The organism is Pediococcus inopinatus, assembly GCF_002982135.1.
In the GTDB taxonomy this organism is placed as follows: Bacteria; Bacillota; Bacilli; order Lactobacillales; family Lactobacillaceae; genus Pediococcus; species Pediococcus inopinatus.
Map to the genome: position 1 here is coordinate 1,981,490 of NZ_CP019981.1, position 26,018 is coordinate 2,007,507.

The window sequence follows — 26,018 nt, forward strand, 5'->3', positions numbered from 1 at the left end:
TTCTAAAGACTATTAGTTGCCATAAATTTTTGTCAGTTTGCGGAATCACCTTTATTTTTAGGACGAAATGTGATTCCGAATGATTTTAAATATTCTAAAGATTTTATTAAGGTAAAACGGGGATTTATGGAAATAATAACGAACATTACCCCCAAAAAGAATTATGGATCGTTCACCTCAAAAAAAGCTGTGAAAAACATTTGTGGATAATTGTGGATAACTTTGTGCACAACTCAAATGACAATTTTTGATGAAGTCCAAAAACAAGGTGGATTAGGTTGCAAATCGGTTATGAAAGTTATCCACGGGCATGGGCGTAATCTGTGGATTAAATTTGTTTCACAAAAAACAGAACACTATAATCATTGACATGATAGTGTTTCTAGCCTGTGGATACGAACGTGTGTTAGTGTTGGGAACGGTGGATAACTAAATTTTATGTTGACAAGTTGTGTATAGCCTATGTTGTGGTGATCTTAAAATTACCCCTATATATAGGAATCTTATCCACCAGCCTGTGGATAACTTTGTGAATAACTTGTGTAAAGGAGGGTTTTTATGAACATCAAGTTTATTGTGGTTGGAAAACTCAAGGAGAAGTATTTTAAGCAGGGAATCGCGGAATATGCAAAAAGACTGAGCAAATTTTGCAAGTTCAGCATTGTTGAAGTTCCCGATGAGAAGGCTCCGGAATCTCTAAGTGACGCAGAGATGAGTGATGTGAAAGAAAAAGAAGGGGAACGAATCTTAAATAAGATCAAAGAACGTGAGTATGTGTACACTTTGGAGATCTTGGGGAAGGAACGTTCGTCAGAGGAGTTTGCTAAAGAGATCGATAGTTTGGCAACGTACGGTCACTCTGATCTCACATTTGTGATTGGCGGCTCGCTTGGATTGAGTCCTGCCGTCATTAAGCGGGCGAATGCACATATCTCGTTTGGGCGGTTTACGTTACCTCATCAGCTAATGCGGTTGGTGTTGGTTGAGCAGGTTTACCGAGCATTTATGATTAATGCTGGGAGTCCATATCATAAGTGATAAAAGAATCCAAAGGATTAAAAGCATGTGGGTGAATAAATCACTTTTTCTTCCTAGCCTTACTTAGATACATCCGCAGGGTTCCTCGGAATTGTTGCATGGCTAAATACTGTTGACGGGCATGTTCCATTCTTTTGTATCTAACTGGGTTCTTTTTATAAAACTCTTGATGGAAGTTTTCCGCAGGCCAGAATTTAGTTGCAGGCAAAATCTCAGTTACAATCGGTTTTTTATACTTTCCCGATGCACTCAATGCTTGTTTGGAGGCTTCCGCAATTTTTTGTTGTTGGGTGTTTTGCACAAAGATAATTGGCCGATATTCATCACCACGGTCGTTAATTTGACCCATGTTATCAGTAGGGTCAGTAATTTGCCAATAAAGCTCTACTAAATCTGCATACTTAACAATTTGGTTATTAAAAACAATTTCAACGGCCTCCACGTGACCAGTTTGTTGACTGGTTACTTGATCATAAGTCGGTTTGTCCACGTGGCCACCGATATAGCCAGATAATACAGAAATGATTCCTGGTCGCGTTTCAAAGGGTTCGACCATACACCAAAAACAACCGCCAGCAAATACTGCGCGTTCGTAGTGGGGATCGTCTAAATTTTGGTGCTTTATCACGTTAAAGTGAGTAGCTTTTTCTGGTGAATCCGTAATTCTTGAATAAAAATCTGCTACATCGGGCGTCAAATTATCACGCCAAGCCAAAGGACGCAAGGCGACTTCAAGGTGCTCAAGTTCTGGGGTAAACGGCGCGCCAGTTTCGACGGCGTTTTTCATTGCGAGTAATTGGGTCCGTTCCCAGTCTCTGGTTGCTGGATTTAAAATTAAGTTATAAATATCGCTCAGAGTCGTCTGTTCATCGAGTTTCACTTTGTCTCCCCCCCTTTCGACTTTTCAAGAGCATTATGCAGGAAACGGACAAGAATTGCACCTGTTATGAACTACGATATCCTCAAGGAGGCTGAGTGAGGCTTATTTAAGAGCTTTAACTCATCTTGCGATATAATGTACAACAAAGACATTTTTGAAAGTAAGGAGAATATATGATATCTATTACGATTATGCTGATCATTTTTATCGCTTTGGCGGTAGTTTGGTATGTCATTCAGAAGCGCACTAATGTAATTAAGAAGCAGTTTACGCTTGAACAGATCAGCGATGTGATGGCTAAAGATGAAAGTATCGTCAAAACAATTAAACAGGCTCGCGTTTTTCAAGGAATTTCATTTCTTGCAGTTTTACTTATTCTCTGGACGATATTTGAAAATTACCCAACGCGATACTATTTAGTTTTGTTGGTTGTATTGCAATTGATGACTACTGCCCGCCAGTATTTCTTGTATCTGGCTTGGCAACGGTGTGCGTTTTTGATTAACAAAAACACATAAAATGGAATAAGATGGTTCAAAACAAGCGCAATTAACTAAATTTCAAGGGATGCATCTTGAAATTGTTAATTACGCTTGTTTGTTCTGTAGATATTTTCTCTTATTTAGATACTTGTTGAATTAATTATGAAGTAAATCATCAAAGTTTACGGAGTAGCTCGAAAATACGGTCACGAGCATGACGGTCCTGAAACTTATAAAGGTTTTGTGAAACGTTTTTAGCATATTTATCGTCTAATCGATTATTTTTTACTTTCACTTGAAGTTCAGAAATGAGCTCCTCTTCAGTTGTGATGATTGGTCCAGGAAGGATTTTCTCAGATTGATCGCTAAGTGCCCCATTTGCTGGCAGACCGTCAAACTGGTAGTACAAAACTGCACGGTTTAGGAGTGCAAAATCCAGGCCAACACTTGAGAAATCCGTAATTAGGATGCCATGAGATTTCAAAATGTTTTGAACGGTTTGTTGACCTTCATGCAAGATATTAACTTCATTAGAGTGGAACAGATGAGCAAATTTTTGGAAGTTTGTGTGCAAATAGAAATCAATGGTAAGATGTTGGGATTGTTTAATGGTTAATAATCGTTTGGAGGTTATTAAACTATTGAGTTCTTTGAAATAGTCCGTCTTTACAAACTCATCATCTGAAAGGTTGACTAACTCTTCTCGCCACGTTGGCATCAAAAGTACCCGTTTACGTTTTAAAAAGGAAGTTAGCCGATTGTTATGCTTCAACAATAGGTCAAAGCGGGCAAATCCGGTAATGGCAACATCTTTAGCATCATAGCCTAATTTATCAATGACTAATTGCTTTTCGCGTTCTGAGCTCACAATGAATTTATTGGTAAAATCAGGCTGAGCATCTTTTCCATACAGATGATCAATGTTACGGACTGCAGTTATGCCGTGTTGTAAAAACACCTTATGAATAGTCTTCTTCTTTTCGATAAAATAATTATTTCGAAAGGGCATGGCGTAGTCTGAAGAATGGGTATGACACAGGATATCCGTTTGCATAAAGATTTTTACGTGTTCGGGCGTGTTATAAAAAACGACGTGATCCATATATTTTTTTAAATTGGCAAGATCTGGTGAGTCTTTGGTAACGACGAAATATGGATCAAATTCAGATGATTTTTTGTGCATCAAATAGCTGAAAAGAACGAAGCCGTTGTCTTGAGCTTTTTGTGGATATTCGCTGATTAACACAGTTCTTGAATGGAAGACTGGTTTTTCTTTATGATCATTTTTCTTGAATTCTAGATAAGTTTGGTAGGTATCCTTAGGAACAAACGCAATTCGGTGGGAAAGCTTATTATATTTTTGGGTACCATACCAATCCAAATAAAGTAAAAGATTGTTTGTGTAAGGGACCACACAATCCTTGGCACAATTCGCATTATAGTCAACGCGAAATGAACGTGGACGAACTTCCATTGTGGCAAAATGAAGTTGAAAACGAAGATCAAAGAATTGCCAATTATAGCCATTTAAATTGATATTTGGCGCAATTTTTTGTAATTGCTTGGCTGGTTGATAACTAATTTGAATGTGATTAATGAACGTATTGTTGTCAACTTGGTCACTTGAACTGGGAATAAAATCAGTCAGTGTGAACGATTTTTCCAGCTGGCGGTGCGTGACCTTGAAGTCGAGGGCCTTTAATGGGAAAAATCGAGTGTAAATATCCAAATTTAAGGATACTGTATCATTATTAACATTGATAGTATGTACGTTATTTTTTAGGTAGTACGCCCGAGCACTCGGTAGAAGATTACACATAAAACGGAGAGTATCATCTAAAGATACATATAAAGATAGAGGAATACCACCGATTGTTGTTTGAGTGACTTGATCATTTCTAAGTTGTTTTAATTGGCTATGTGCTAAATTAACCTCTTGGTGGTCGCCAAAAATGATGTAGGCACGATCATTTTTAGTCGTATCAAGTAAGGCAATAACTTTTTCAGCAGATATTTGATAGTGCCCTTCGCTGACCAGTGTGAAATAAGTTTCTTCGTGCGTTTTTTTATTCCAAATACGTAGATTTTGAAGATCTTTTTGAGAAATAATGTGAAAAATGTTCTTTTCTAAGTAAATTTCGATTTGATCCATAAAAGCCTCACTCTGTTTTAGACTGATAATTTAATCTGTTTTGGTACGCAATACGCGCACTGATTATTATGAGTATTCCTAAGTAATTATACACTATGCCATATTATGGACGGTGTAAAAATGGAGAAAGTTGATCACTTGAGTTTATTACTTCCGCATAAATAATGACATATTAAAAAATAAGCCTGTAATATGGCCTTTGAGGCAAATATCACAGGTTTATTTTTTTGAAGAGTTATTGTTCGTCTTAGTTTTTAGCCCGTGAATTTTATGAACGGGTGGCTAGTCAATGCGTTCAATTTTACCAACCGCAATTGGTAACGTCACATGCGCGTTAAAATCACCAACCATGCCGGCAACAGTGTCGGGCAGATCGAGGTTTTCGGGTACACCATGAATATAGATGACACGTTTATCTAATTGGAGTTCTTTACTACCAAACGCTTTTTCAAAATTGGCTTGTAGTTTAGACAATGGGACAACCTTAGTATAGGCAAAGTGGCCCTCAGCATTCGCCACTGGATAGCGATCGTGGGGGATATCCATGTTCTCAGGAGCATCGTCAAACGGGACCATTGTTGTTCCAGATACTGATTCAGTTTCCATTAAATCGACAAACCCATCGTGGTTAGCATCTTGGGCAATCGTTGCGATTTCAGCAGATTTACCATTCGGAAAGCCATGAAAATGTTCCCAATGTTCTGTATTTGCGGGGGTATCAAACATTTCAATAGTAATGGTTAGTTTATCGTTATCTTCAACAAAAGTGGCAGTACCATGAGCGCTAGTACCGATTTTGCTGTCATTCAGTGGGACAATATTTGCTTTGTATTTAGTCATGATTAAAATTCCTCCTCTGTTTTTATAAACTTAGTATATAATCAGAGTTAAGATAATAAATTGATATATGTCAATTTTAGGAGGAACAAACTTATGGCTGATCATTCTGCGTTTGAATGTGTTCAATCGGCACCAATTTTTGTTGGGCTGGATGATGATACAATCAAAAAATTAACAACGATTTCAACGCATCAAGAGCGATTTGCTGCCGGAACGACACTTTATTCGGCCGGGTCGGATGTGGATCGGTTGCTGGTCGTTGATCGCGGGCGCATCAAGATTTATCGATTGGATGAAGACGGCCAAGAACAAATTCTATATTTCTTGGATGAACATGCGGTTGATAGTGAAGCTGCCTTATTCACGAATGCAACTCACCAAAACTTTGCTGAAACGGTGGAAGATTCGCTGGTTTGTTCAATTCGTAAGTCGGACTTTCAGAATTTATTAGAGAAAACACCGACGTTGGCAGTTAGTATCATTAATGCGTTTGGGAATCGTTTAACGGATTTAGAAAATCGCAGTGCACGATACGGAACGCTCACTGCCCATGATCGTTTGGCAAAATATCTGGAAGATACCGCCGGTCGAATTGGTAGTCGTTATTTTAAACTTCCATTGAGTAAACGAGATCTGGCGAATTGGTTAAGTATTACTCCGGAAACCTTGAGTCGCCAATTTTCTAAACTTAATCAAGAGGGTAAGATTGTGATGGCTGGAAGAATGATTAAGTTAATTTAAACAAAAAATCGGATCTATCAATTATTGATAGGCCCAATTTGATGATTATTTTACAAAGGCAGTGCGAAAATCCAGGGCACCACTAAACTTGTTGTAAACAACCCCATGCAAATCTGAATTGACTAACATACGGGAACGACTCTCATATAAAGGTGTGACAGCCTGGTCATTTGTGGCCGTTTTAGCAGCTTTAACAAGATCTTGGTAGCGAGCGGAGTCATTCATGGCATCCTTGCCATCTGCGGCATTCATGGCCGCATCATAGGTGCCACTTTGATAATGGCCCATATTAGAATTGCTGTCTGAAGTTAAAATGGTAAGTGCTTGGGTAGGATCCGCAAAATCCATGCCCCAGCTAGTTAAATTAAGTTGAAAATCTCCTTGAGAAACTTTAGTTAACATTGAAGGAAATGGCATTGTACGAATATTTACCTTCAATCCCTTAAATTGATTCATCAATTGCCCCTGGATGAAGTCAGCCGTATGTTGACTTGTATCATCATTTGCACAAGTAATGGTTAAGGTTAATTGTTTTTTGCCCAGCTGCTTTTGTGCGGTTTGGTAGAGCGTTTTAGCTTTAGCGATATTGTAATCCATCGTCTTGGGCGTATGCGCATCATCGACAAAATCTTTGCCGGTTTGGGGATTTTTCAACATATTACGAACCCCAAACGTTTTAACGGCTGTAGAACCATTTTCAAGGATCTTAGTTGCTAATTGCTGACGATTAATTGCCAAAGAAATAGCAGTTCGTAAATCTTTATTTGAGGCTGTTTTATCTTTTTCGTTGTATTGAATAAAACCAACGCGGCCTGATGACAATGTTTTTAGCTCAGGATTGTTTTTATTTTGCGTATTTTGTTCACCAGCCAAAGTGACCATATCAAGTTTATGAGACTGATACAAATTGTAAGCAGTCGATGATTCTTTGATAACTTGATAATTGATTTCTTTGAGATTTACAATTTTGTGATCGCGATAAGTGGGGTTCTTAGTTAGTTTCCAATTATCGTTGGTTCCGTTCCAACCTTTTAAAACAAATGGTCCATTGTAAACTGTTTTTTTAGCAGATGTTCCGTACTTGTTTCCGTATTTTTCGACGGCTTTTTGACTGATCGGATAAAAGGTTGTTCCGGCTAATAGCTTTTTGAAATAGGGAACAGGTTTGCTGAGGGTGATTTTTAACTGATACTTGTTAGTCGCCTTAACCCCTAAAGTACTGGGGGCTTTTTTGCCGATCATGATCGCATTGGCATTCTTGATGCTGGCAAACAGGTAGGTAAATTCAGACTTGGTTTTGGGGTTTAACGTGCGCTCCCATGAATAAACAAAATCGTGCGCAGTGACTTTTTGGCCATCGCCCCAGCGACCGTTATGGCGTAAGTTAATTGTATAAATTTTGCCGTTTTTAGAAATAGTTGTTTTAGTAGCTAATGCATTAACCGGCTTGCTGTCCTTGTTTAGGCGATACAGCCCTTCATCAACTTGGCCTAACTGAGAACTGGAAACAGCATCGGTTATTTTCGATGCATCGAGACTGGTTAAATTAGTTGCTTCGTATAAATTGATTTTTTGTGCTGGTGCTGCATCGGCTTGTTTTGAATTAGCGTGAATTCCGAAACTAACACCGCCGATAAGAATGATACCGGCAATTAATAAAGCCTTTTTTTTTGTAAAGATTCTCATGATTTATTTCCTCCAAATAAGTTGCATAATTTGTCTTGAAATTGATCAATGAGCCTTGCCATCGTTGTCCTACCATGTGTTTCACCCCGTTTATAGAAATCAAAAAACCGTCCTTAACAACTAATGTGTTAAGGACGGTTTCCCGCGGTGCCACCTCAATTGGGTCCATTTTAGGTTCGCGAAAAACCTAAATATGCACCCCTACTTTATAGAGAACTAACATTCTCCTGACAACTTACGTATGTCGCACGTCTTTCCGTACTCTCGAAATTTCGGAAAAGCCCTCGGTGGTCCATTTAATTACTTGCGTTCGGCCATATTCTCAGCAACGATGGCTCTCTTTGCGTGCACAGTAATCTTGATCTCCACCTCATCGGTTTTTAAGGACGATTTATGTTGCCACAAGCATACAACTGGTCAACAAGAATTGTCAACCAAGAATTTTAAAAATTATTTTTGAAAAAATTCAAGATATGCGTAACGCAGGTAAATTATCTAAGCAAATGCGGTAAAAATGTTTATAATTTAAATTAAGAATAGATTTAACAGGAGGGAAAATATGAAGCACATCGTTGCAGGTATCATCGCCCATGTCGATGCCGGTAAAACTACGTTATCAGAGTCATTGCTATACCGGGCTGGTGAGTTGCGAAAGCTTGGTCGCGTTGATAATGGGGATGCCTTTCTTGATTCAGATGATCTCGAAAAAAAGCATGGTATCACCATTTTTTCGCATCAAGCAAATCTTCACTATCATAACCTTGATCTCACATTGCTAGATACACCCGGGCATGTGGATTTCGCCTCACAAACGGAAGCAGTTTTAAGTGTGTTGGATTATGCCATTCTAGTAATTTCTGCAACTGACGGGATTCAAGGCCATACGCGCACACTTTGGCGATTATTGGAACGCTATCACGTACCGACTTTTGTTTTTGTGAATAAAATGGATATGGACAGGGCGGATAAGCAACAAGTCCTGGATCAATTACAAACAGTTTTTTCTCAGGGATGTATTGATTTTAGTACAGGCAAGACTGAGCTTTCAGATGACGCCAATGAAGAGATTGCCATGCGTAATGACACAGTCCTTGAAAGCTTTTTAGATATCGGAAATCTCGATGAAGATACAGTGCAGCAAATGATCAAACGCCGTGAAGTTTTTCCTTGTTATTTTGGGGCAGCACTTAAAGTTGCCGGCATTGATCCTTTTCTTGATGGGATTGAACGATGGACCAGTGAAACTGAAGTTAAACCGGATTTTGCGGCTCGAGTCTTTAAAATTTCTCATGATGAAAAGGGCGAACGACTTACTTGGGTTCGTGTAACCGGTGGTACGTTGGCTACAAAGGCGATTTTATTAGAAGATCAAAAAGCAAATCAATTACGAGTCTATGATGGCGCTAAATTTACGGTGCAGCAGAACATTACAGACGGCGGTGTGTGTGCCATCACCGGGTTAACGGGAACCTATCCTGGACAAGGACTTGGCGATGAGGCAGATGGCGCGACCCCATCGATTCAGCCGGTTTTAAATTATGCGCTCGATCCAAAAGGTCAAGATATTCATGTGTGTTTAACGGCCCTTCGGCAACTGGAAGATGAGGATCCACAATTGCACGTTTCGTGGTCAAGCCACCTTCAAGAAATTCGCGTTCAAATCATGGGTGAAATCCAGTTGGAGATTTTGCAGCAGATTCTCCTGGAACAATTTAACTTAGACGTCGGTTTTGGTGAAGGCAGTATTTTGTACAAGGAAACAATCACACAGCCTGTCGAGGGTGTGGGCCATTTTGAACCTCTGCGCCATTATTCAGAAGTCCATCTGTTACTTCAACCAGCACCAAAGGGAAGTAGCCTAACTTTTGACACGCAATGTGCCCTCGATGTACTCGGAAAAAACTGGCAACATCAAGTGTTAACTAATCTACGTTCAAAAGAACATCTTGGGGTCCTAGTTGGGGCACCAATTACAGATATGCAGATTACCCTCGTCGGTGGCAAAGCTAGTAATGTCCATTCAGTCGGCGGTGACTTTCGAGAAGCAACTTGGCGAGCAGTGAGACAAGGATTGATGATGTTAAAGGAACGTGGTGGCTGTCAATTATTGGAGCCGTGGTACCAGTTTCGATTAGAGGTTGGCCAAGATCAAGTTGGTCGGGCCATGAACGATATTCAAAAGATGAGTGGCAGTTTTGATACACCAGAAATGACTTCTAATGACGATGGGGCGCTAACAACGCTGACGGGAGTTGCTCCCGTTTCAGAGATGCAAGATTATGCGCAAGAAGTGCGTGCTTATACGCATGGTAAAGGACAGCTGGAATGTGTGATTTGTGGGTATCAGGCCTGTCATAATGCCGATGAGGTTATTGAAAAACTGAAGTACAATCCAACTTCAGATCTAGAAAATACGCCGGATTCTGTTTTCTGTGCACATGGGGCGGGCTATCCAGTTTCTTGGGATGAGGTGCCTCGCATGGCCCATGTTGAATATACGTATTCGTTAGATACTTTAAAAAATAAATGATTAATACAAAACATTGAGGTTAGTATGGAAAAATTAGACTTCGAATTTAAAGCCAACCCTAAAAATGCTGTTGCAATGGCAAAGTATATGAAAAATCGTTTTTCTTTCTTAGGATTGAAGACGCCTGAACGAAAAGAACAGAGCCAACCCCTTTTTGAGGCAAGCAAAGTACTTGATATGATGACGCTCCGCCAGTGGATTAGTAACCTTTATGCGAGAGAGTATCGCGAGTATCAGTATGTTGCCATTGATTTGGCAGATAAGAACCTTAAAAAATTTAAGTTTGAAGATATGGTTTTCCTCAGTCAATTTGTCGCACAGAAAAGTTGGTGGGATAGTGTAGATTCTCTACGAGCAGTTTTCGGCAGATACATTAAACGTCACCCGGACGAAAAAACGGCAGTTTTTGAGTTGTTCTACCAAAGTTCTAACATGTGGGAGCGACGTGTTTCCTTGAACCTTCAATTGATGGAGAAGCAATATACGGATCAAAAAATGTTAACTGATGCGATTTTATTTGATCGAGCAACTGATGAATTTTTCATTCAAAAGGCAATTGGATGGGCGCTTCGCCAGTATAGTAAAACAGATCCAGCGTGGGTAATTGAGTTTTTGAATAGCTATCAATTGAGCAACCTAGCTATCAGAGAAGCATCAAAGTACATTTAGATAAATTGATTCAAAAATAGGCATCCCCAATTAAGGGGATGCCTATTAAAAATGTTATTCAATTTCTTCGCTAGTTGTTTCTTGTGCTGCTTTAGCTTTATCAGTTGCTGATTGCATCTTACCTAACACAGCGCGAGCGATTGGGCCTACGATGAGTAATTGGAGTGGTAAAGCAACGATGAAGTTAAAACCCCAAGCGTGAATATAACTTGCTAAACTTACGTTGTGGGACATGATGATTCCAAAAAGTGACATGCAAGTTACCATACCGAGAACCATCATTACTGAAATGGTAATTCCGATAAGGACAACATTTTTCTTCATATAGTCGTTGATAATGTATTTAAATGCAAGCTTCTTAGCAATTGGTCCAACGAGTAACAAGTCCAAAATAATGGCAACGAGCAACCCACCGGGATAATCTGAAAGAGAATTCATCATGAATCCCTTAGTAAATCCTTGAACTAACATCACGTTATAGCAAACCATCACAAAGACCATTAAACCGGCCATGATAGCAGTGAAAACAACTTCTTCTTTTAAATTTCTTGGCATTAATTTTCTCCTTTATTTTTGAGCAACATTAGTTAGTATACCGGGAATGGCAAGGTGTTCGTAAGTTACGTTTGTGTGACAATTTTGTAAGGGCTTGAGAAATTGACGTGATTAAAATAAGTTTACATAGAAACTATGGTAACTAATTATATGGAAGGATTTTTAAAAACGAGCACCAAGTTTATGTGATAAGCTTTTGAATAGTTAGCAATAAGGCGGGGGGTCATCATGAAAATTAGAATAATTGGTCCAGTTGGCAGTGGGAAAACCCAACTTGCCAAAAAATTAGGTTTAAAATATGGGATTTCTGTCACGTCCTTAGATGATCTCAATTGGCGACGAAAACCAACAGGAGATATTCATCGAACACCGGAAGAGCGGGAAATATTAATAAATAAGATTCTGAAACAAACTGATTGGATCGTTGAGGGTGTTCAGTATCGTTATGGACAAGAAACATTCACAGATGCGGATATTATCTATTTTAAAGATATTTCTCATTTGCGGAACTTGTATTATTTGACAAAACGCTATTTGAAAAATCATCTCGCCAAGAATACCAATCAATATAGCCGTTTGAGCCCCTATTTAAAGTGGGAACGTAGCTTTCGAAACAACGAACGAGCCGAAATTTGGGCGTTATTACGTCGTTATGCAAATAAGGTGGTTATTTTAAAAAAATAGAACTATTTTTTCATAATTAAGTTAGTTATAGTGTGATTTTTTGCCCAAATTTTTAAAGCGGCCAACACATTCAGGAGTACAATAAATCTAACGCAACTATCTTACATAAAAGGGAGAATAATTTTATGAAAATTAAAGAAGGCTACATGCCATTTCACGGCTATAAAACTTATTACAGAATCGTTGGTGAACCAAGTAAGGACAAGGCCCCATTGCTATTAATTCATGGTGGTCCTGGTTCTTCGCATAATTACTTTGAATTATTGGATGACTACGCCAAAACTGGTCGTCAGTTAATTATGTATGACCAAGTTGGTTGTGGAAAATCCTCTCTTCCAGAAGATGAAGGGGTCTATGTTAAAGAGACCTGGGCCGAAGAACTTGTTGCTTTACGTAAGTACTTGCATTTGGATGAAATCCACATGCTTGGCCAATCGTGGGGCGGAATGCTCGAAATGTTTTATTTAACGCAATACGATCAAAAAGGAATTAAGAGTGTCATGATTGATGGCTCACCAGCCTCGATCAAACTATGGACTAAAGAACAACACCGTTTGATTTCATATTTAAGTTATGAAGATCGCGCGGCCATTGCAGAAGCAGAACGGACAGGCAACTTTACGGGCCCTAAATATTTAGCAGCTAATGATCGTTATATGGAACGGTATTGTTGGGATGATCCTGATGAAAATTCGCCAGAACCTTTACGTCGTGAAACTAACGGGAAACGCGCTAGTTTGATTGCGGAAGGACCTAATGAATTCACTGAAAATGGGACTATAAGTGATTTTGAAGTAACTGATGACCTTAAAAAGATTCACGTACCAGTTTTAGTTACCAACGGGACGGATGATTTATGTACCCCATTAATTGCTAAATCCGTTTATGATCACATTCCTGGCGCAAAGTGGCATTTATTTGCCAACAGCCATCATTTGGCACTTTTGGATCAACATGATGAGTTTATTGATGTCCTTGATCATTGGCTGGCAGAAAACGACTAAGCTAACTGGAGGTTTATGATGGCCGATATTTATGATGATGCAGTTTTTTTCGAAAAATACAGTGAGATGAATCGGAGTAAAAATGGTTTAGCAGGTGCCGGTGAGTAGCCCACATTAAAAAAGCTATTGCCGGATTTTCAAGACAAAACGGTTTTAGACTTAGGCTGCGGTTACGGTTGGCATTGTATTTATGCGGCTGAACACGGGGCTAAGGCTGTGACTGGGGTTGATTTATCTGAAAAAATGTTAGAAGTGGCACGGCAGAAGACCACTGCTTCGAATGTGACCTATCAACTGGCTGATATTTCTAAGGTTGAATTTCCTGAAAATACTTTTGATGTTGTGATGAGTTCACTGGCATTTCACTATTTGGAATCATTTACGGATATCGTGCAGGCAGTCCAGAAGTATCTCAAACCAAAGGGTAGATTCGTTTTTTCTGTTGAACATCCGATCTTTACAGCTGAGGGTAATCAAGATTGGATTTATGATGAAAATGGAAAAATTAAATATTTTCCCGTTGATCATTATTTTGAAGAAGGCAAGCGGACTGCTAGCTTTTTAGGAACGCCCGTAACGAAATATCATCATACATTGACGACTTATATTGAAGGTTTAGTAAATAATGGGTTTACGATTGATCATGTCCAAGAACCGATGCCTCCGAAAAATATGATGGATCTACCAGGAATGAAAGACGAAATGCGGCGCCCAATGATGCTGATTATTGCGGCAACTAAAAAATAAAATTTAAAACATAAAAAATCCGTTTAAGCAACGTATCAAAATCAACTTTGTCCTGGCAAAGTTTTACCATTGCCATCTTGATTTTTTGTTTGGTTCGTAAAGTTCGTTCATCTGTTTTTTCATATTGGCCACCTATGTTATTTTCTATTTTAAATGCATGTTTTTTTACTCGCAAGATATTGGTCTTAACCCTATGGTATAGTTATTCATGGACGAAATAATAAACTTTATATATTTGTTAAAACTCCATCAATTTTAGATAGTTTAGCTTGTGTTTTAAATTGTATTTTAGAGAGGATATTTATTAATGGAACTTTATAGAACAAATAAGCAAGAGATGGAAAAGATCGAGGGAAGTAATTTCGAATTAGAGCGTGGTTTACAAGATTTAGTTGAGAATAATCTCAAGCTAACCTTAGGAATTGATTTTGTCGCCAGCGAGTTTGCTGTTGGAAAGTATCGTTTGGACACAATTGCTTATGATCAGGATACAAATGCTTTTGTTATTATTGAATATAAGAAATCTTCAAAATATAGTGTGATTGATCAAGGGTTCGCCTACCTGAATACTTTGTTAAATCATAAAGCTGATTTTGCATTAGGTTACAATGAGCACTTTCAAGCGCAAAGAAAAGTCGAATATTTTGATTGGACACAGGTGAAGGTTATTTTCATTGCCGGTAGTTTTACCTCATATCAGTTAGATGCTATTAATAATCCAGACTTACCGATTGAATTGTTTGAAGCACAAAAGTATAAGAACAATTATGTGACTTTAAATCAGATCGCAAAACCTAGTAATTTTGCACGTTTTTCACACAGTACAGAAAAAAAGAATACGGGCAAGAATATTTCTGATAAAGGTGTAAACATCGATAGTGCGTCTGAATTAGTAGCGCCAACCGAAGAGAATTTATTGTTAGCAAGTTCTGAAACAATTCAAGATCTCTATCAAAAAATGAAGGATACTTTGTTAGAGTGGGATCCGTCTTTTGAAATTAAACCAACAAAGGTATATATCGGTTTCCGATTGCATCATCATAATGTTATTGATTTTCTTCCCCAACAACGGGCAATGAAGATATGGATTAATTTGTCAAAGGGAGAATTGAATGATTCCAAGGGTTTGTTTAGAGATGTCAGTCAAACTGGTCATTGGGGCAATGGAGACTATGAGATTAAGTTAAAAAATGATGATCAATTAGAATATGTTCTAAGTTTAATGAAACAAGGGTGGCAGATTAGTAAAGCATCTTTAACAAAATCAAATAATATTTAAAAGCATTAAAATAATCAGAAAGTAAGGATATGTTGAAACTCTTAGTGAGGGACAATGCATGAAAAAAAGAACAAAAATTTTATTTACCGCGATAATTGCCGTAATAGTTTTATTAGCTGGTAGCTGGCTATACTTACGCGCGCAAATATACCAACCAAGTAAACCAGCAGATAAAATTGCTCAACAAGCAACGACCACCAAGCCAGAACTATATTTTAAAAGTGGACTCACAACAAATCCGCTGGTGATTTTTTATCCGGGGGCTTTGGTCGAACCGGCTAGCTATAGTATTTGGGCCAAGCAAGTAGCCGACGCTGGGTATCCAGTTTATATTGTGCGGTTTCCAATGGACTTAGCTGTGCTAGCGCCAAATAAAGCAAATCATGTTCTGGAAAATTCAAAGCGGAACTATGTAATTGGTGGCCATTCACTGGGTGGTGTAATGGCTAGTCGTTATGCCAAAACGCATCAGCAACGGTTGAAGGGTGTTTTATTTTTGGCAAGTTATCCAGACAAGAAAGGTAGTTTGAAATCAACAAAGCTACCAGTTTTATCAATTACAGCTAGTCGCGATGGTGTTTTGAATCACTCCGCATATAAAAAAGCTAAGCGTTTATTACCCAAAGAGACAGACTATAAGCAAATTAAGGGTGGTAATCACGCTGGTTTTGGAAGTTACGGTGCTCAAAAAGGCGATAATCCGGCGACCATTAGTAATCAATCGCAACAACGCCAAATAGCTCAGCAGTTAATTCAGTGGCTGCAAGGATTGGACTAGGTTAAAATAGAAAATAAAAGTTTATCCAGGAGAATACAAAATGATTATTAATCCGACAAAAAAAGCATTACCAATTTTCAATAAACTGGTTAGAGTAGCGGATAAAGACCAAGCAAAACGTTTTGCGACGGCAAATCCATTCTTTTCTTGGCATGCAAATTATTATTCGGTGAATCGAAAAAAGATTGTAATTTTGGTTAATGATTTAACATATGCAACGGTGGTTCTCTATAATATAAATGCGAAAAATAAAACTAATTTGGCTCGATTTATTACGGATGGGATTCGCGCAGCGTTTAAGATTGCCGGTATTTCTGATAAAGATATCGATGCGTATTTTGCGATGGCTGGAAAAATTGAGCTTAATGTTGGATTCAACCGCCAAGTAACTGGGGTGATTGTCGATATGATTAAAATGGCAGATGCTGGTCGATTTATTGATTATCGAGAGTTGATTCAGGTAGACTTGATGAATTTGTTAATGCAGACGCCGTATAAACAAAAAGATTATATTGTTGCGAAAGAAGCCGTGAAACGGGCATTTGATAAGGGGCTGTCAATCGCTGAAAATGCGACTGAATTACCGGAAACTACCTATCAAGTAAACAAAACTTGGGCCGATTATCATCAGTGGGATAAGTATGAGGAAAATCCAGCGCTACTTGAAGGCGATGCCGCGGGATATGATCGGGTAGTAGCTGAGGTTCAGGCTAACAACAAGTTATTGCTTGAAGAATTCAAAAACTATTTAACTAACGCACAAGGATTAAGTAAAAAGGTTGTCACGAAGCATGTGAACAACGCGAAATTTTTCGTCAATGAATTTATGGCTTTTTACACGATTAAAACGCCTTTAAAGTCTGCTGATGATGTACTGGAATATTTTTCAGATTGGTTTCCTCGAAAAGCAGCATATTCTGCTGCGGAAATTAAAACTAATGCCGGTTCTATCAAGAAGTTTTTGACGTTTATGGAAGTAACCGGAGAAATTAGCGCAGAGAATGTTAAAAATGCTAAAGAAGATATTAAAGACGGTGTAGAAATGGGAATTGAATACTTGCAGACGATTAACGACATGTCAGCAGGTTGGTAAATCAAACGACAGATCGAAACGGTATGGGCTTATGGCGATCGTTTTGAGTGTTTCACTTTTGAAATTATTCATATAAAACCGACATTGTTTTAACAAATGTTGGTTTTTATTTTTTTACGATTGGTTAGTAGTTATTGTAGTTCATCGTTATTTGGACAATAATGCAGTTGTATAAATAAACAAATTCTGGAGGAATGTAAAAATGAGTCAGGTCTATTTAGCAGCGCAATTGCCAACAAAGACAACCGCCATTTTAAAAGAACATCAATTGAATTACAGTGTTTATGGTGGTGACGGGCTAATTTCACAACAAGAGTTAATGGAAAATGTGGCCGATGCACAATATTTGATCACCGCACTGTCAACCAAAGTAGATAAGGAAATTATTGACCATGCCCCCAAGTTGAAGTTAATTGCTAATTTTGGGGCGGGGTTCAATAATATTGATACTGACTATGCCAAAGAAAAAGGGATTGTGGTGACCAATACACCACTGGTTTCGACAAATTCGGTTGCAGAAGTTACGGTTGGGTTAATGTTAGCTTTGAGTCATCGCGTGGTGGAAGGTGACGCGCAGATGCGCAAAGAAGGCTTTCCAGGATGGGCGCCGCTTTATTTCTTAGGACATGAAATTGCCGGGAAAACTCTGGGAGTTGTTGGCCTAGGAAACATTGGGCAAGAAGTTGCGCGCAAAGCATCCGCCTTGTCGATGAATGTGCAATATTGGCAACCGCATCAAAAATCCGATCCTGAAGAACGCAGTCTGGGCGTAAAATATGTATCATTTGATCAATTAGTGGCAACAAGCGATTTCATCAGCATTAATGCACCACAAACTTCCGCAAATTATCATCAGTTTAACCAAGATGTCTTTCACCAAATGAAAACGGATGCCGCCATTATTAACGTTGGACGGGGACCAATTATTGATGAAGTATCGTTAAGGGATGCCTTGAAGAATAAAGAAATCGGTGGCGCGGCCTTGGATGTTTATGAACATGAACCAAAAGTTACACCAGGTTTCCAAACTATGAAAAATGTGATCTTAACGCCCCACATCGGTAATGCCACAGTTGAAGCTCGGGATGCTATGGGTAAAATTGTGGCCGACAACATTGTTTTAGTGAATGAAGGTCAAAAAGCTAAATACGTTGTTAACCCATAGAGGTAACTGTGTTTTAAACTTAAACTATTTTTAAATGGGACCAGCGATTATTTAGTGCTAAAATAGGTCGTAATTAGGAGTGATTTTTGTGATACTTGAGCGAAGAAATTTTATGAACTTTAATAAATTGGGGACAAACATTAAGCAGCCCAAAGATATGCCGGATATTAAGAACTTGCAGAAACTGGGCAAACTTTATCAATTAGGCGAAGCTGGCGCAAATGAGATTGGGACTAAGCTGGAAAACCTCGATGCTGAATTTCAGGTGAACTACGATCATAACCCAATTCATCATATGGAAGAACGGATGAAAGATGTACAAAGCCTTGCGGAAAAGATGCGGCGTAAGGGTTATGAAATGACGATTGATAATATTGAAATGCATATTTTTGATATTGCGGGAATTCGGGTGATCACGAACTATATTGATGATGTCTATCTAATTGAAAAGCTGCTGGTGAATCAATCGGATGTGACCCTGATTAAGCGTAAAGATTATATCAAGAATCCAAAGGCAAGTGGCTACCGGAGCCTACATCTGGTGGTTTCTGTCCCTGTTTTCCAATCTAAAGGCAGTCGTGATGTGAATGTTGAAATTCAGATTCGGACGGTCGGGATGGATATGTGGGCCAGTTTGGAACACAAATTACGATATAAAAATGATATTGACGATAAACTAGTTTCCCAATATAGCAATGATTTACATGGATATGCCGAGGAACTGTCTGGTATTGAAACTAAAATGCAGGGAATCTACAAAAAATTGAATAATTACGAGGTTTAAATTTCTAAATTTTAGCACGTTGATGTTTCCTATCAACTGTGCTATTTTTATGGTATGATAAGCAAAAGGTTTATCCAAACGGGGGAGTGTCACAACATGGAAAATGAATCTGGAAAGTTATTTAGTTTGATCGATGCGGCTTATGGGGAAGATCTTAGTAATCAACCTGCAGAGTATAAACAGTGCTTGTTAAAACGCGCGAAAGAATTAGCTGCAGGAGCTGATGAATTCAAGGTGTGTCGAGAAATATGGGAAGACTATCGGGTGAATTACATGGTACCAATGAGTTTCCCAGCAAACAGTCGACTTTTGTATACCTATGTAAAAGATAAGTTGGGAAATCTTAGTGAAAAAGAGTTGCGGGATGCTAATTTAGGATATGGACTTATCGCCACCCACATTACGTTTGGGCCGTTCAACTAAAGCTCGGAGAAGACAGGCTACCACATTCAAGAATTTGAGGTATAGGTAACGATGGAAATTCAGGTTGTAAATAAGTTAAATGAAGTTCAATTGAAACAAGTTATGCAGATTTGGTTGGCAGGAAATACTCAGGCGCATGACTTTGTTGATCCTGAGTACTGGCGAAAAAATTATGATGAAGTAGCCAAACAGATTCAAAACACGACGCTGGTTCTTGCCGTTGAGAATAGGGCTATTCGGGGCTTTTTGGGTCTGGCAGATGGTTATATTGCTGGGTTGTTTGTTCAAAAGAATATGCAAGGCAAAGGATTGGGCACAAAATTAGTTACGCGGGCCAAACAAATAAAGTTACCCTTAACCTTAAGTGTTTATCAGAAGAACGAGCGTGCAGTGAATTTTTATAAAATGCAGGGATTTTTAATTGTGAAACAAGGTATTGATACAGACACAAATGAAGTTGAATTTACGATGCAGGCTGATAAGTAACGAACAGTACGCTACGAGGTCAATTGAGACCCTGAAATTCAAAATTAAGAAAATAGGTTTACTTTAGGCTGAGAAGATTCGTTTCTCGGCTTTTTAATTTAAAAAGGTTTTGAGTCCCATAAATATTAGGAGGACTCCCATTATAATTTTTAAGATGACCGCCCCACGACCTACGGCAACTTTTTTCATGAGTTTTGGAGCGATTGCGGCCCCAATGATTGCACCACACATCAAACTAATCCCAACTGACCAATCTATTTGGCCACCGGAAAGATGTGTAATTGCCCCAATGACGGACATGCAAATTAGTACATAAGAGGAAGTCGCGGACGCCTGAATCATGGAAGCACCCATTACGAGTAAGCCGGCCATAATTGGCCCGCCACCGCTTAACCCGGCCACACCAACCATTAAGCCACTAATTGCTCCAAAAATTAGTGGTAATAGTTTGGAAGAATGAGCTTCTTGTGGTTGCGAACTGGTACGTAGTTTATATAAAACTTGAACACCCAAGATGAACAGAATTAAGCCAATAATCAAGTTGTAAAGTTTAGTGGGGATAAAAGGAGCGATAAGAGCCCCAATGATCACGGATGGAATGGCAGAAATTAGCATCGTGTTCCCCAGATGAAAATTAATTTGACCCTGGCGATAATATAGCCAACACCCGATCGCTAGTGAGGGTAAAGCAGTGATAATGGATGTCGCCGCCGCAGATGCAGGTGCCAAGTTGAAAACGGCTGTTAAAACGCCTAAATATATCGCTCCGCCACCACCGCCCATCGAAATAACAAATAGGCCAACAAACAAACCAATGACGATTAATAATGCAAACTGAAGCATGACTAGCCTTCCTTTGATCAAAATGTAATTAAATAACTATCTTTATCATAGTCCTTTTTAGTTTTCTTGAATGTTGTGAGCTGAATTTAATGCCCGGTAGTCAATTTGATACCCACAATCCCGATCAATAAAAATCCCACGAATACCCAGGTTAAAGGGGATAAACTGTCCTTAAATAAAATAACGCCAATTAAAATACTCCCAACCGCTCCGATTCCGGTCCAGATGGGGTAGGCGATACTTAGTGGTAAGGTTTTTGTGGCACGTGCTAAAAGTAAAAAACTGGCAGTCATAGCTACAAGGGTGGCAATTGAGAAACCTAATTTTGTGAATCCTTCACTATATTTCATAGTAGTTGCCCAAACAGTTTCAAAAATTCCGGCAACAATTAATTCTAACCAAATCATTTTAGTAGTCTCCTATTTTATAAGTGGGCATCAAATGCCTGATTGAGTTTATGCATGTTTTCAATTAAAAGCTTCAATGTGCTGTGGTTGAGCTGCTTGGTCACATCAGCTTCTAATTTTAATAATTTTTCTACAATGGGTTTGGCAAGCTGGTTGCCTTTTTTGGTTAACTTCAATAAACGTTGGCGGCCGTCTTCATTGGCTTGTTCACTTGTTTGGACGATGCCATCGGTGATAAAAGCATTACAGATGGTGTTAATTGTTTGTTTTGAAACAATCCAAATTTCACAAATATCTTTTTGCGTACACTGTTCCTGCGTATACAGTTCATATAAAGTGATTAATTGGTTATAGTTGATCCCCTGTTGTTTGGCCCATTGACGATAAAATTGTTCGGATTTGTTTAGTTCTTTACTTAATTGAGTGAGTTGTTGCTGAAATTTTGGCATAGATCCTCCTAGAATAGTCCTGATATTTACTAATTCAGTATAGTAAATATTAGGACTATTTGCAACTGCTTATTGAAAATAACCTAGCCACAAGTGGTATCGTCTATTGAATAAAGCAGGTGAAGCGCGTATATTTTAAGTACGTTTAGTTACGCTTACAAAATGTATGAATTGATCTGTAAATAATAAGAGGAAAATAAATATGCAAAACTACCAAGGAATTGTTTTTTTCGATTTAGACAATACCCTTTTAAACGAACAACATGGGGTAGACGATGAAGTATTGTCTGCCATTGATACGTTAAAACGAAACCCGATTTTGCCTGTCATTGCTACGGGACGGTCAGCAGGAATTGTATCTGACGTGCTTCAAATTATCCACATTAATTCGATCGTGGCATTGAATGGCCAATATGTAGCTCTAAACGGGCAACAAGTCTACTCTAAAAGTGTGCCGATGCCATTACTGAAGCGGTTTATTACGTATTCAGATGAACATGATATTGCCCTTTCACTTTATGATGCTTATGACGAGTGGGCGACCGGAGTTAATCCAGCGATGGAAAAGGGATACTCCTTTCTTAATATGCCGTTGCCAACAATTGATAGAAATCGTTACGAAACTGATCCGGTTTATATGATGCTCGCCTTAACTCAAAACAAAGCCGACGATACGATATTAAAAACTAAATTTCCTGAGTTTGATTTTTACCGAAATATTGAATTTGCGCTTGATGTGGTTTTAAAAGGCGTTAGTAAACAGACGGGAATTATCCAAGCTTTAAAGGCCATCGGGCAAACCAATGTCCCGACGTTTGGTTTTGGTGATGGACCAAATGATGTTTCTTTAATGAAGGCCGTCGATCACGGAGTTGCAATGGGCAATGGGATTCCTGAAACAAAAGCAGCGGCCGAATTTGTTTCATCTGATTTTCGGGAGCACGGCGTTGTTAACGGATTGAAACATTTTGGCTTAATTTAATTACCAATAATGGAGAAAAACATGCAATCTGCAGCAGAAATATTTAAAGCAATTCAGGATGATCCGCAAAATAAAATATATACAAATCAAGGCATTCAGCCTCTCTATCATGTAGAACCCGAAGCTGAAATTATGATTATCAGTCAAGCACCCAGCCGAAAGGCACAACAATCGATGGTGTTTTGGAATGATCCGAGCGGTGATCGTTTGCGAGCGTGGATGAAATTGAGCAAAGAAGAGTTCTATCATTCAGGAAAAATTGCGGTTATGCCACTGGATTTTTATTATCCAGGCAAAGGGGCGCACGGAGATTTGCCACCACGTAAAGGATTTGCCGAAAAGTGGCATGAGCCGGTACTGGCGCTGATGCCAAATATAAAGTTAACCCTTCTAATTGGACAATATGCACAAAAGTATTATCTTCAAAAGAATAGGCAAAAAACGCTGACGGAAACGGTTCGCCACTATGCAGACTATCAACCTAAATATTTTCCGTTAGTTCACCCGTCACCATTGAATTATGGTTGGATGCACAAGAATGCCTGGTTTGAAACGGATGTTGTACCGGCTTTGCAGAATAAAGTACGAATGATCATGGATAATTAAGTGCTAGCAATTTAGTGTTTCCAATTGCACTCATTAAAAAATTTATTAATAGTTAAGTTTGGACGGTATTTGATTGCTGTTTGGCAGGTCTGTTAAAATGATGCAAGACACTCTTGATTTAGTTTGCAGGGATGAATCTTGTAATTTTCCAGGTTAATTTTATAATAAGTGTAATAGGGTTAATCAATACGTGTACGTTGGATTGGAGGGAAAATAATTGGCAAATATGGGATTGGTGGCAATAGGTCCGTGGATCGCACAATTACTTGTGGCGATATTTTTTATTGTCGGATTTATTGATATTTATATGTCCATATGGCACACCGCATTTAGAACGCCATCTGCCAGTCATTCCAAACGTATATTGTATCGCGTAATATTGATTCTACTAAGTGTTGGCGTAAGTTCGGTCCTTCATTTTGCTGGCTATGAAAGTGGCAATAATGCCATGATGTATCATAATATTGGCTTATTTATCCTGTCATTTTCCCTCCTTGATGAAGATATTAATACTGGTGAATATTCCCTCCGGTGTGTGGCTCTGATTATTGTATGGGGCATGCACCACATGGGTGATTTTACTAGTCAACGTTTTTTCATATCAATTGCGATATTATTAGTAATGCTGGTTATTCTTCGAGACAAAAGAAAATATTTTAGTCTGAAATTTGTCCCCAATATTGTCGCATCTGCAATTATTTCCTTTGATTTTTGGCTAACGTTGCCAACCAAGTCTGCGGGAATTCAGATGGATAATGCGGTTGCTTGGGAAGCCATTCTAATGTTTATGTTAATGACAATCTTTACATGGCGTCAGTACCACGTTGCGGTGCGTAATAATCATACGGCGCATGTTGCTAATTACGATACGATGACCGATGTTAAAAATTATGCAGCTTATCAGCAAGATATTTTTACCGACATGGGGACTGCACGGACAAATCGGCAGCCACTAACACTCGCAGTTTTTGATATTGACCGTTTCAAACAAATTAATGATCAATATGGCCATTTGGGTGGAAATACAGTCCTGACAGGAATTTCCACTCTTATAAAAAGTACACTGCAAAAATATAGTGAGGATTACCAACTGTATCGAACTGGTGGAGAAGAGTTCGTCATTGTCTTTCCTAACAGTACTTCTAATGAGGTACTCCCAGTTTTGACTCATTGCTGGCGTGAAGTTCGCAACCAGCAATTTGAATACAATAATAAGGAAATAAAAGTAACCACCTCCATGGGAATGTCGAGTTTGAGAGCGGAAGATGAGTCAGCTGATGTGTTGTACAAACGAGCTGATGATTCTTTATATGATAGTAAACGCCGCGGGCGAGATACGATTACGGTCGATGGTGAAGAACAAGAGTTGTTGGGCGACGGCAGTGTGACCTATGCTTATTTTGTTCAGAATATTTATGAGGTTCAATCAGGGATCAAACATATTGCCAATGAAATGAGATTACGTTGTTATGATCATGAAAAAGAAACTTGGCGAGTGCCTGATCAGGTTAATTTAACAGTTGATAAACGATTAGTACTGATGGCGGACGCCTTGATTAATAGTGAGTGTAAGCGAATTGTCATTACCCTATCAACAGCGGAATTTCTGAACCCAGAAGTAGCTAAGAAGATTATTAATTTTCGAAAGAGTGTGGATGGACCTGAGGAGTTGGTCATTGAACTAGACCGAATGCCAGTGATTGATTTACTGAGACGTGCAAGTGAACTCTATCACCAAAATGATATTACGATAGTTCTCAGCCAAATTGGCAATAACCGACATTTTGAGCGGGTTAATGCGGGGATCCAATATATTGATGGCATTAAATTACCACTCCAATCTTTATGCGTCGATCATCATTTTGAACAGATAAAGGATAATATTCAGTTCTGGGGTAAAATTGCAGCTAAACGGCAAATTCGATTTATTGTGGATGGTATTTTGGATGAAAAGGAAGCTAATTGGGTTCTTGCCCAGGATTATGTCAGTTACGTTGAGGGTGATTACTTTAGCCGTTCGCAGTTACCAATCAGCGCTTAAAATAGAGTGATTTATAAAACATGTCGATTGACATGTTTTTTTATTTTGTAAAAAAGCTTGCATAATATGTCGGAAAGACTTATATTAGATAAGTCGTTTAGACATATGGAGGCAAACATGTATGAATTATTAATTTTAGGAATCTTGAGAACACGTGATATGTCAGCCTATAAACTAGGCCGGGTCCTTGGAGGTAATTTAGTGCCCCGTCGGGAAATTTCTAACGGTGTATTCTATCCGCTGCTTAATCGGTTAGCTGATCAGGGCTATATCGAAATTAATGAAGCGCAAGCTGATCCCCGTAAGAAAAAGATGACACGCATTACGCAAAAAGGGATGACCCGTTTTCAAGAATTAATGGCAGTACCAGTTTCGATGGATGCTAAACGTGAATCAATGTATCGTTTCAAATTTCGTGGAATGGATGGCGTTGACGAAGCTGAACAGTACAAAATTCTCGAGGATTATGAGAACGCGAATCAAACCGATTTAAATATTTACCAAAGTGTCCAAGACCATTTGAAACAAAAATTGCAGGCACCAGATGATGATCGTGTTGAGGCCCTTCAGTGGGGTGTGCGCGCACTGGGGCTCAGTATTGCAATTTGTGAAACGAAACAAAAATGGATTGAAGAATGTCGTACACAAATTGGACAAGAGAAGGAATAGAGAAA

At 38.8% G+C, this 26,018-nt stretch carries 26 protein-coding genes and 1 pseudogene; 19 read left to right on the forward strand and 8 right to left on the reverse strand.

Annotated elements, in window-relative coordinates:
• Window positions 1–558: 558 nt before the first annotated feature.
• Window positions 559–1,038 carry a 23S rRNA (pseudouridine(1915)-N(3))-methyltransferase RlmH gene (rlmH, locus tag PI20285_RS09815; RefSeq protein WP_057773337.1) on the forward strand — a complete coding sequence of 160 codons (480 nt, stop codon included), beginning with the start codon at window positions 559–561 and terminating at the stop codon, window positions 1,036–1,038.
• A gap of 40 nt (window positions 1,039–1,078) precedes the next feature.
• Here the strand turns inward: rlmH and msrA are convergent, their stop codons facing one another.
• Window positions 1,079–1,918 carry a peptide-methionine (S)-S-oxide reductase MsrA gene (gene msrA / locus PI20285_RS09820; protein ID WP_057773335.1) on the reverse strand — a complete coding sequence of 280 codons (840 nt, stop codon included), beginning with the start codon at window positions 1,916–1,918 and terminating at the stop codon, window positions 1,079–1,081.
• A 173-nt stretch (window positions 1,919–2,091) separates the two neighbouring features.
• On the opposite strand from msrA, the gene PI20285_RS09825 reads away from it, so the two are divergent.
• Window positions 2,092–2,436, forward strand: coding sequence for a hypothetical protein (locus PI20285_RS09825; RefSeq protein ID WP_057773333.1), 345 nt, complete (start codon window positions 2,092–2,094; stop codon window positions 2,434–2,436).
• A 139-nt stretch (window positions 2,437–2,575) separates the two neighbouring features.
• Here PI20285_RS09825 and PI20285_RS09830 read toward each other — a convergent pair whose 3' ends face one another.
• On the reverse strand, window positions 2,576–4,552 hold the full coding sequence (locus PI20285_RS09830) for a CDP-glycerol glycerophosphotransferase family protein (protein ID WP_057773331.1): 1,977 nt from the start codon (window positions 4,550–4,552) through the stop codon (window positions 2,576–2,578).
• Window positions 4,553–4,834: 282 nt separating this feature from the next.
• Window positions 4,835–5,392, reverse strand: a complete 558-nt coding sequence (locus tag PI20285_RS09835; protein ID WP_057773329.1) for a hypothetical protein — start codon at window positions 5,390–5,392, stop codon at window positions 4,835–4,837.
• 93 nt (window positions 5,393–5,485) lie between these two features.
• Here PI20285_RS09835 and PI20285_RS09840 point away from each other — a divergent pair, with 93 nt between their 5' ends.
• Window positions 5,486–6,133 (forward strand): Crp/Fnr family transcriptional regulator, encoded by a 648-nt coding sequence (locus tag PI20285_RS09840; protein ID WP_057773326.1) that lies wholly within the window; start codon window positions 5,486–5,488, stop codon window positions 6,131–6,133.
• 45 nt (window positions 6,134–6,178) lie between these two features.
• On the opposite strand, the gene PI20285_RS09845 is transcribed toward PI20285_RS09840, so the two are convergent.
• Window positions 6,179–7,819 carry a peptide ABC transporter substrate-binding protein gene (locus tag PI20285_RS09845; RefSeq protein ID WP_057773324.1) on the reverse strand — a complete coding sequence of 547 codons (1,641 nt, stop codon included), beginning with the start codon at window positions 7,817–7,819 and terminating at the stop codon, window positions 6,179–6,181.
• A 559-nt stretch (window positions 7,820–8,378) separates the two neighbouring features.
• On the opposite strand from PI20285_RS09845, the gene PI20285_RS09850 reads away from it, so the two are divergent.
• On the forward strand, window positions 8,379–10,349 hold the full coding sequence (locus tag PI20285_RS09850; protein ID WP_057773323.1) for an elongation factor G: 1,971 nt from the start codon (window positions 8,379–8,381) through the stop codon (window positions 10,347–10,349).
• 24 nt (window positions 10,350–10,373) lie between these two features.
• Window positions 10,374–11,018, forward strand: a complete 645-nt coding sequence (locus PI20285_RS09855; protein ID WP_057773322.1) for a DNA alkylation repair protein — start codon at window positions 10,374–10,376, stop codon at window positions 11,016–11,018.
• Window positions 11,019–11,072: 54 nt separating this feature from the next.
• Here the strand turns inward: PI20285_RS09855 and PI20285_RS09860 are convergent, their stop codons facing one another.
• Window positions 11,073–11,573 carry a DUF2798 domain-containing protein gene (locus PI20285_RS09860; RefSeq protein ID WP_057773320.1) on the reverse strand — a complete coding sequence of 167 codons (501 nt, stop codon included), beginning with the start codon at window positions 11,571–11,573 and terminating at the stop codon, window positions 11,073–11,075.
• A 228-nt stretch (window positions 11,574–11,801) separates the two neighbouring features.
• Between PI20285_RS09860 and PI20285_RS09865 the strand changes: the two genes are divergently transcribed.
• The 10 genes and pseudogenes from PI20285_RS09865 (at window position 11,802) to PI20285_RS09915 (ending at window position 20,016) form a co-directional block, all read left to right on the forward strand.
• Window positions 11,802–12,257 (forward strand): P-loop NTPase family protein, encoded by a 456-nt coding sequence (locus PI20285_RS09865; protein ID WP_057773318.1) that lies wholly within the window; start codon window positions 11,802–11,804, stop codon window positions 12,255–12,257.
• A 125-nt stretch (window positions 12,258–12,382) separates the two neighbouring features.
• Entirely contained in the window at window positions 12,383–13,261 is an 879-nt protein-coding gene (gene pepI, locus PI20285_RS09870; RefSeq protein ID WP_057773316.1) for a proline iminopeptidase, read from the forward strand.
• A gap of 15 nt (window positions 13,262–13,276) precedes the next feature.
• Window positions 13,277–14,008: pseudogene (locus tag PI20285_RS09875) on the forward strand (class I SAM-dependent methyltransferase).
• 307 nt (window positions 14,009–14,315) lie between these two features.
• Window positions 14,316–15,287 carry a DUF5655 domain-containing protein gene (locus PI20285_RS09885; protein ID WP_057773311.1) on the forward strand — a complete coding sequence of 324 codons (972 nt, stop codon included), beginning with the start codon at window positions 14,316–14,318 and terminating at the stop codon, window positions 15,285–15,287.
• Window positions 15,288–15,345: 58 nt separating this feature from the next.
• Entirely contained in the window at window positions 15,346–16,065 is a 720-nt protein-coding gene (locus PI20285_RS09890) for an alpha/beta hydrolase (RefSeq protein WP_057773309.1), read from the forward strand.
• A 40-nt stretch (window positions 16,066–16,105) separates the two neighbouring features.
• Window positions 16,106–17,158 (forward strand): DUF6933 domain-containing protein, encoded by a 1,053-nt coding sequence (locus tag PI20285_RS09895; RefSeq protein WP_057773307.1) that lies wholly within the window; start codon window positions 16,106–16,108, stop codon window positions 17,156–17,158.
• A gap of 202 nt (window positions 17,159–17,360) precedes the next feature.
• Window positions 17,361–18,323: a 2-hydroxyacid dehydrogenase family protein gene (locus PI20285_RS09900; protein WP_057773306.1), complete on the forward strand. Its 963-nt coding sequence runs from the start codon at window positions 17,361–17,363 to the stop codon at window positions 18,321–18,323.
• A gap of 88 nt (window positions 18,324–18,411) precedes the next feature.
• On the forward strand, window positions 18,412–19,107 hold the full coding sequence (locus PI20285_RS09905) for a GTP pyrophosphokinase (RefSeq protein ID WP_057773304.1): 696 nt from the start codon (window positions 18,412–18,414) through the stop codon (window positions 19,105–19,107).
• A gap of 96 nt (window positions 19,108–19,203) precedes the next feature.
• A complete protein-coding gene (locus tag PI20285_RS09910; protein ID WP_057773302.1) occupies window positions 19,204–19,530 on the forward strand; it encodes a hypothetical protein in 327 nt (108 codons plus the stop codon).
• Between the two features lie 51 nt (window positions 19,531–19,581).
• Window positions 19,582–20,016, forward strand: coding sequence for a GNAT family N-acetyltransferase (locus PI20285_RS09915; protein ID WP_057773301.1), 435 nt, complete (start codon window positions 19,582–19,584; stop codon window positions 20,014–20,016).
• A 93-nt stretch (window positions 20,017–20,109) separates the two neighbouring features.
• Here PI20285_RS09915 and PI20285_RS09920 read toward each other — a convergent pair whose 3' ends face one another.
• The 3 genes from PI20285_RS09920 to PI20285_RS09930 form a co-directional block, all read right to left on the reverse strand.
• On the reverse strand, window positions 20,110–20,859 hold the full coding sequence (locus PI20285_RS09920; protein ID WP_057773299.1) for a sulfite exporter TauE/SafE family protein: 750 nt from the start codon (window positions 20,857–20,859) through the stop codon (window positions 20,110–20,112).
• Between the two features lie 86 nt (window positions 20,860–20,945).
• Window positions 20,946–21,266, reverse strand: a complete 321-nt coding sequence (locus PI20285_RS09925) for a DMT family transporter (protein WP_057773297.1) — start codon at window positions 21,264–21,266, stop codon at window positions 20,946–20,948.
• 17 nt (window positions 21,267–21,283) lie between these two features.
• Window positions 21,284–21,715, reverse strand: coding sequence for a MarR family winged helix-turn-helix transcriptional regulator (locus tag PI20285_RS09930; RefSeq protein ID WP_057773295.1), 432 nt, complete (start codon window positions 21,713–21,715; stop codon window positions 21,284–21,286).
• 202 nt (window positions 21,716–21,917) lie between these two features.
• Between PI20285_RS09930 and PI20285_RS09935 the strand changes: the two genes are divergently transcribed.
• The 4 genes from PI20285_RS09935 to PI20285_RS09950 all read left to right on the forward strand — a co-directional run bounded on the left by PI20285_RS09935 (window position 21,918) and on the right by PI20285_RS09950 (window position 26,013).
• The gene (locus PI20285_RS09935) at window positions 21,918–22,697 is read left to right on the forward strand and encodes a Cof-type HAD-IIB family hydrolase (RefSeq protein ID WP_057773293.1); all 780 of its coding nucleotides are present in this window, start codon (window positions 21,918–21,920) and stop codon (window positions 22,695–22,697) included.
• A 21-nt stretch (window positions 22,698–22,718) separates the two neighbouring features.
• Complete coding sequence (locus PI20285_RS09940) at window positions 22,719–23,303, forward strand: uracil-DNA glycosylase family protein (protein WP_057773291.1); 585 nt, start codon at window positions 22,719–22,721, stop codon at window positions 23,301–23,303.
• 226 nt (window positions 23,304–23,529) lie between these two features.
• Window positions 23,530–25,344, forward strand: coding sequence for a diguanylate cyclase (locus PI20285_RS09945; protein ID WP_236698826.1), 1,815 nt, complete (start codon window positions 23,530–23,532; stop codon window positions 25,342–25,344).
• 117 nt (window positions 25,345–25,461) lie between these two features.
• A complete protein-coding gene (locus tag PI20285_RS09950; RefSeq protein WP_179947330.1) occupies window positions 25,462–26,013 on the forward strand; it encodes a PadR family transcriptional regulator in 552 nt (183 codons plus the stop codon).
• Window positions 26,014–26,018: the final 5 nt, after the last annotated feature.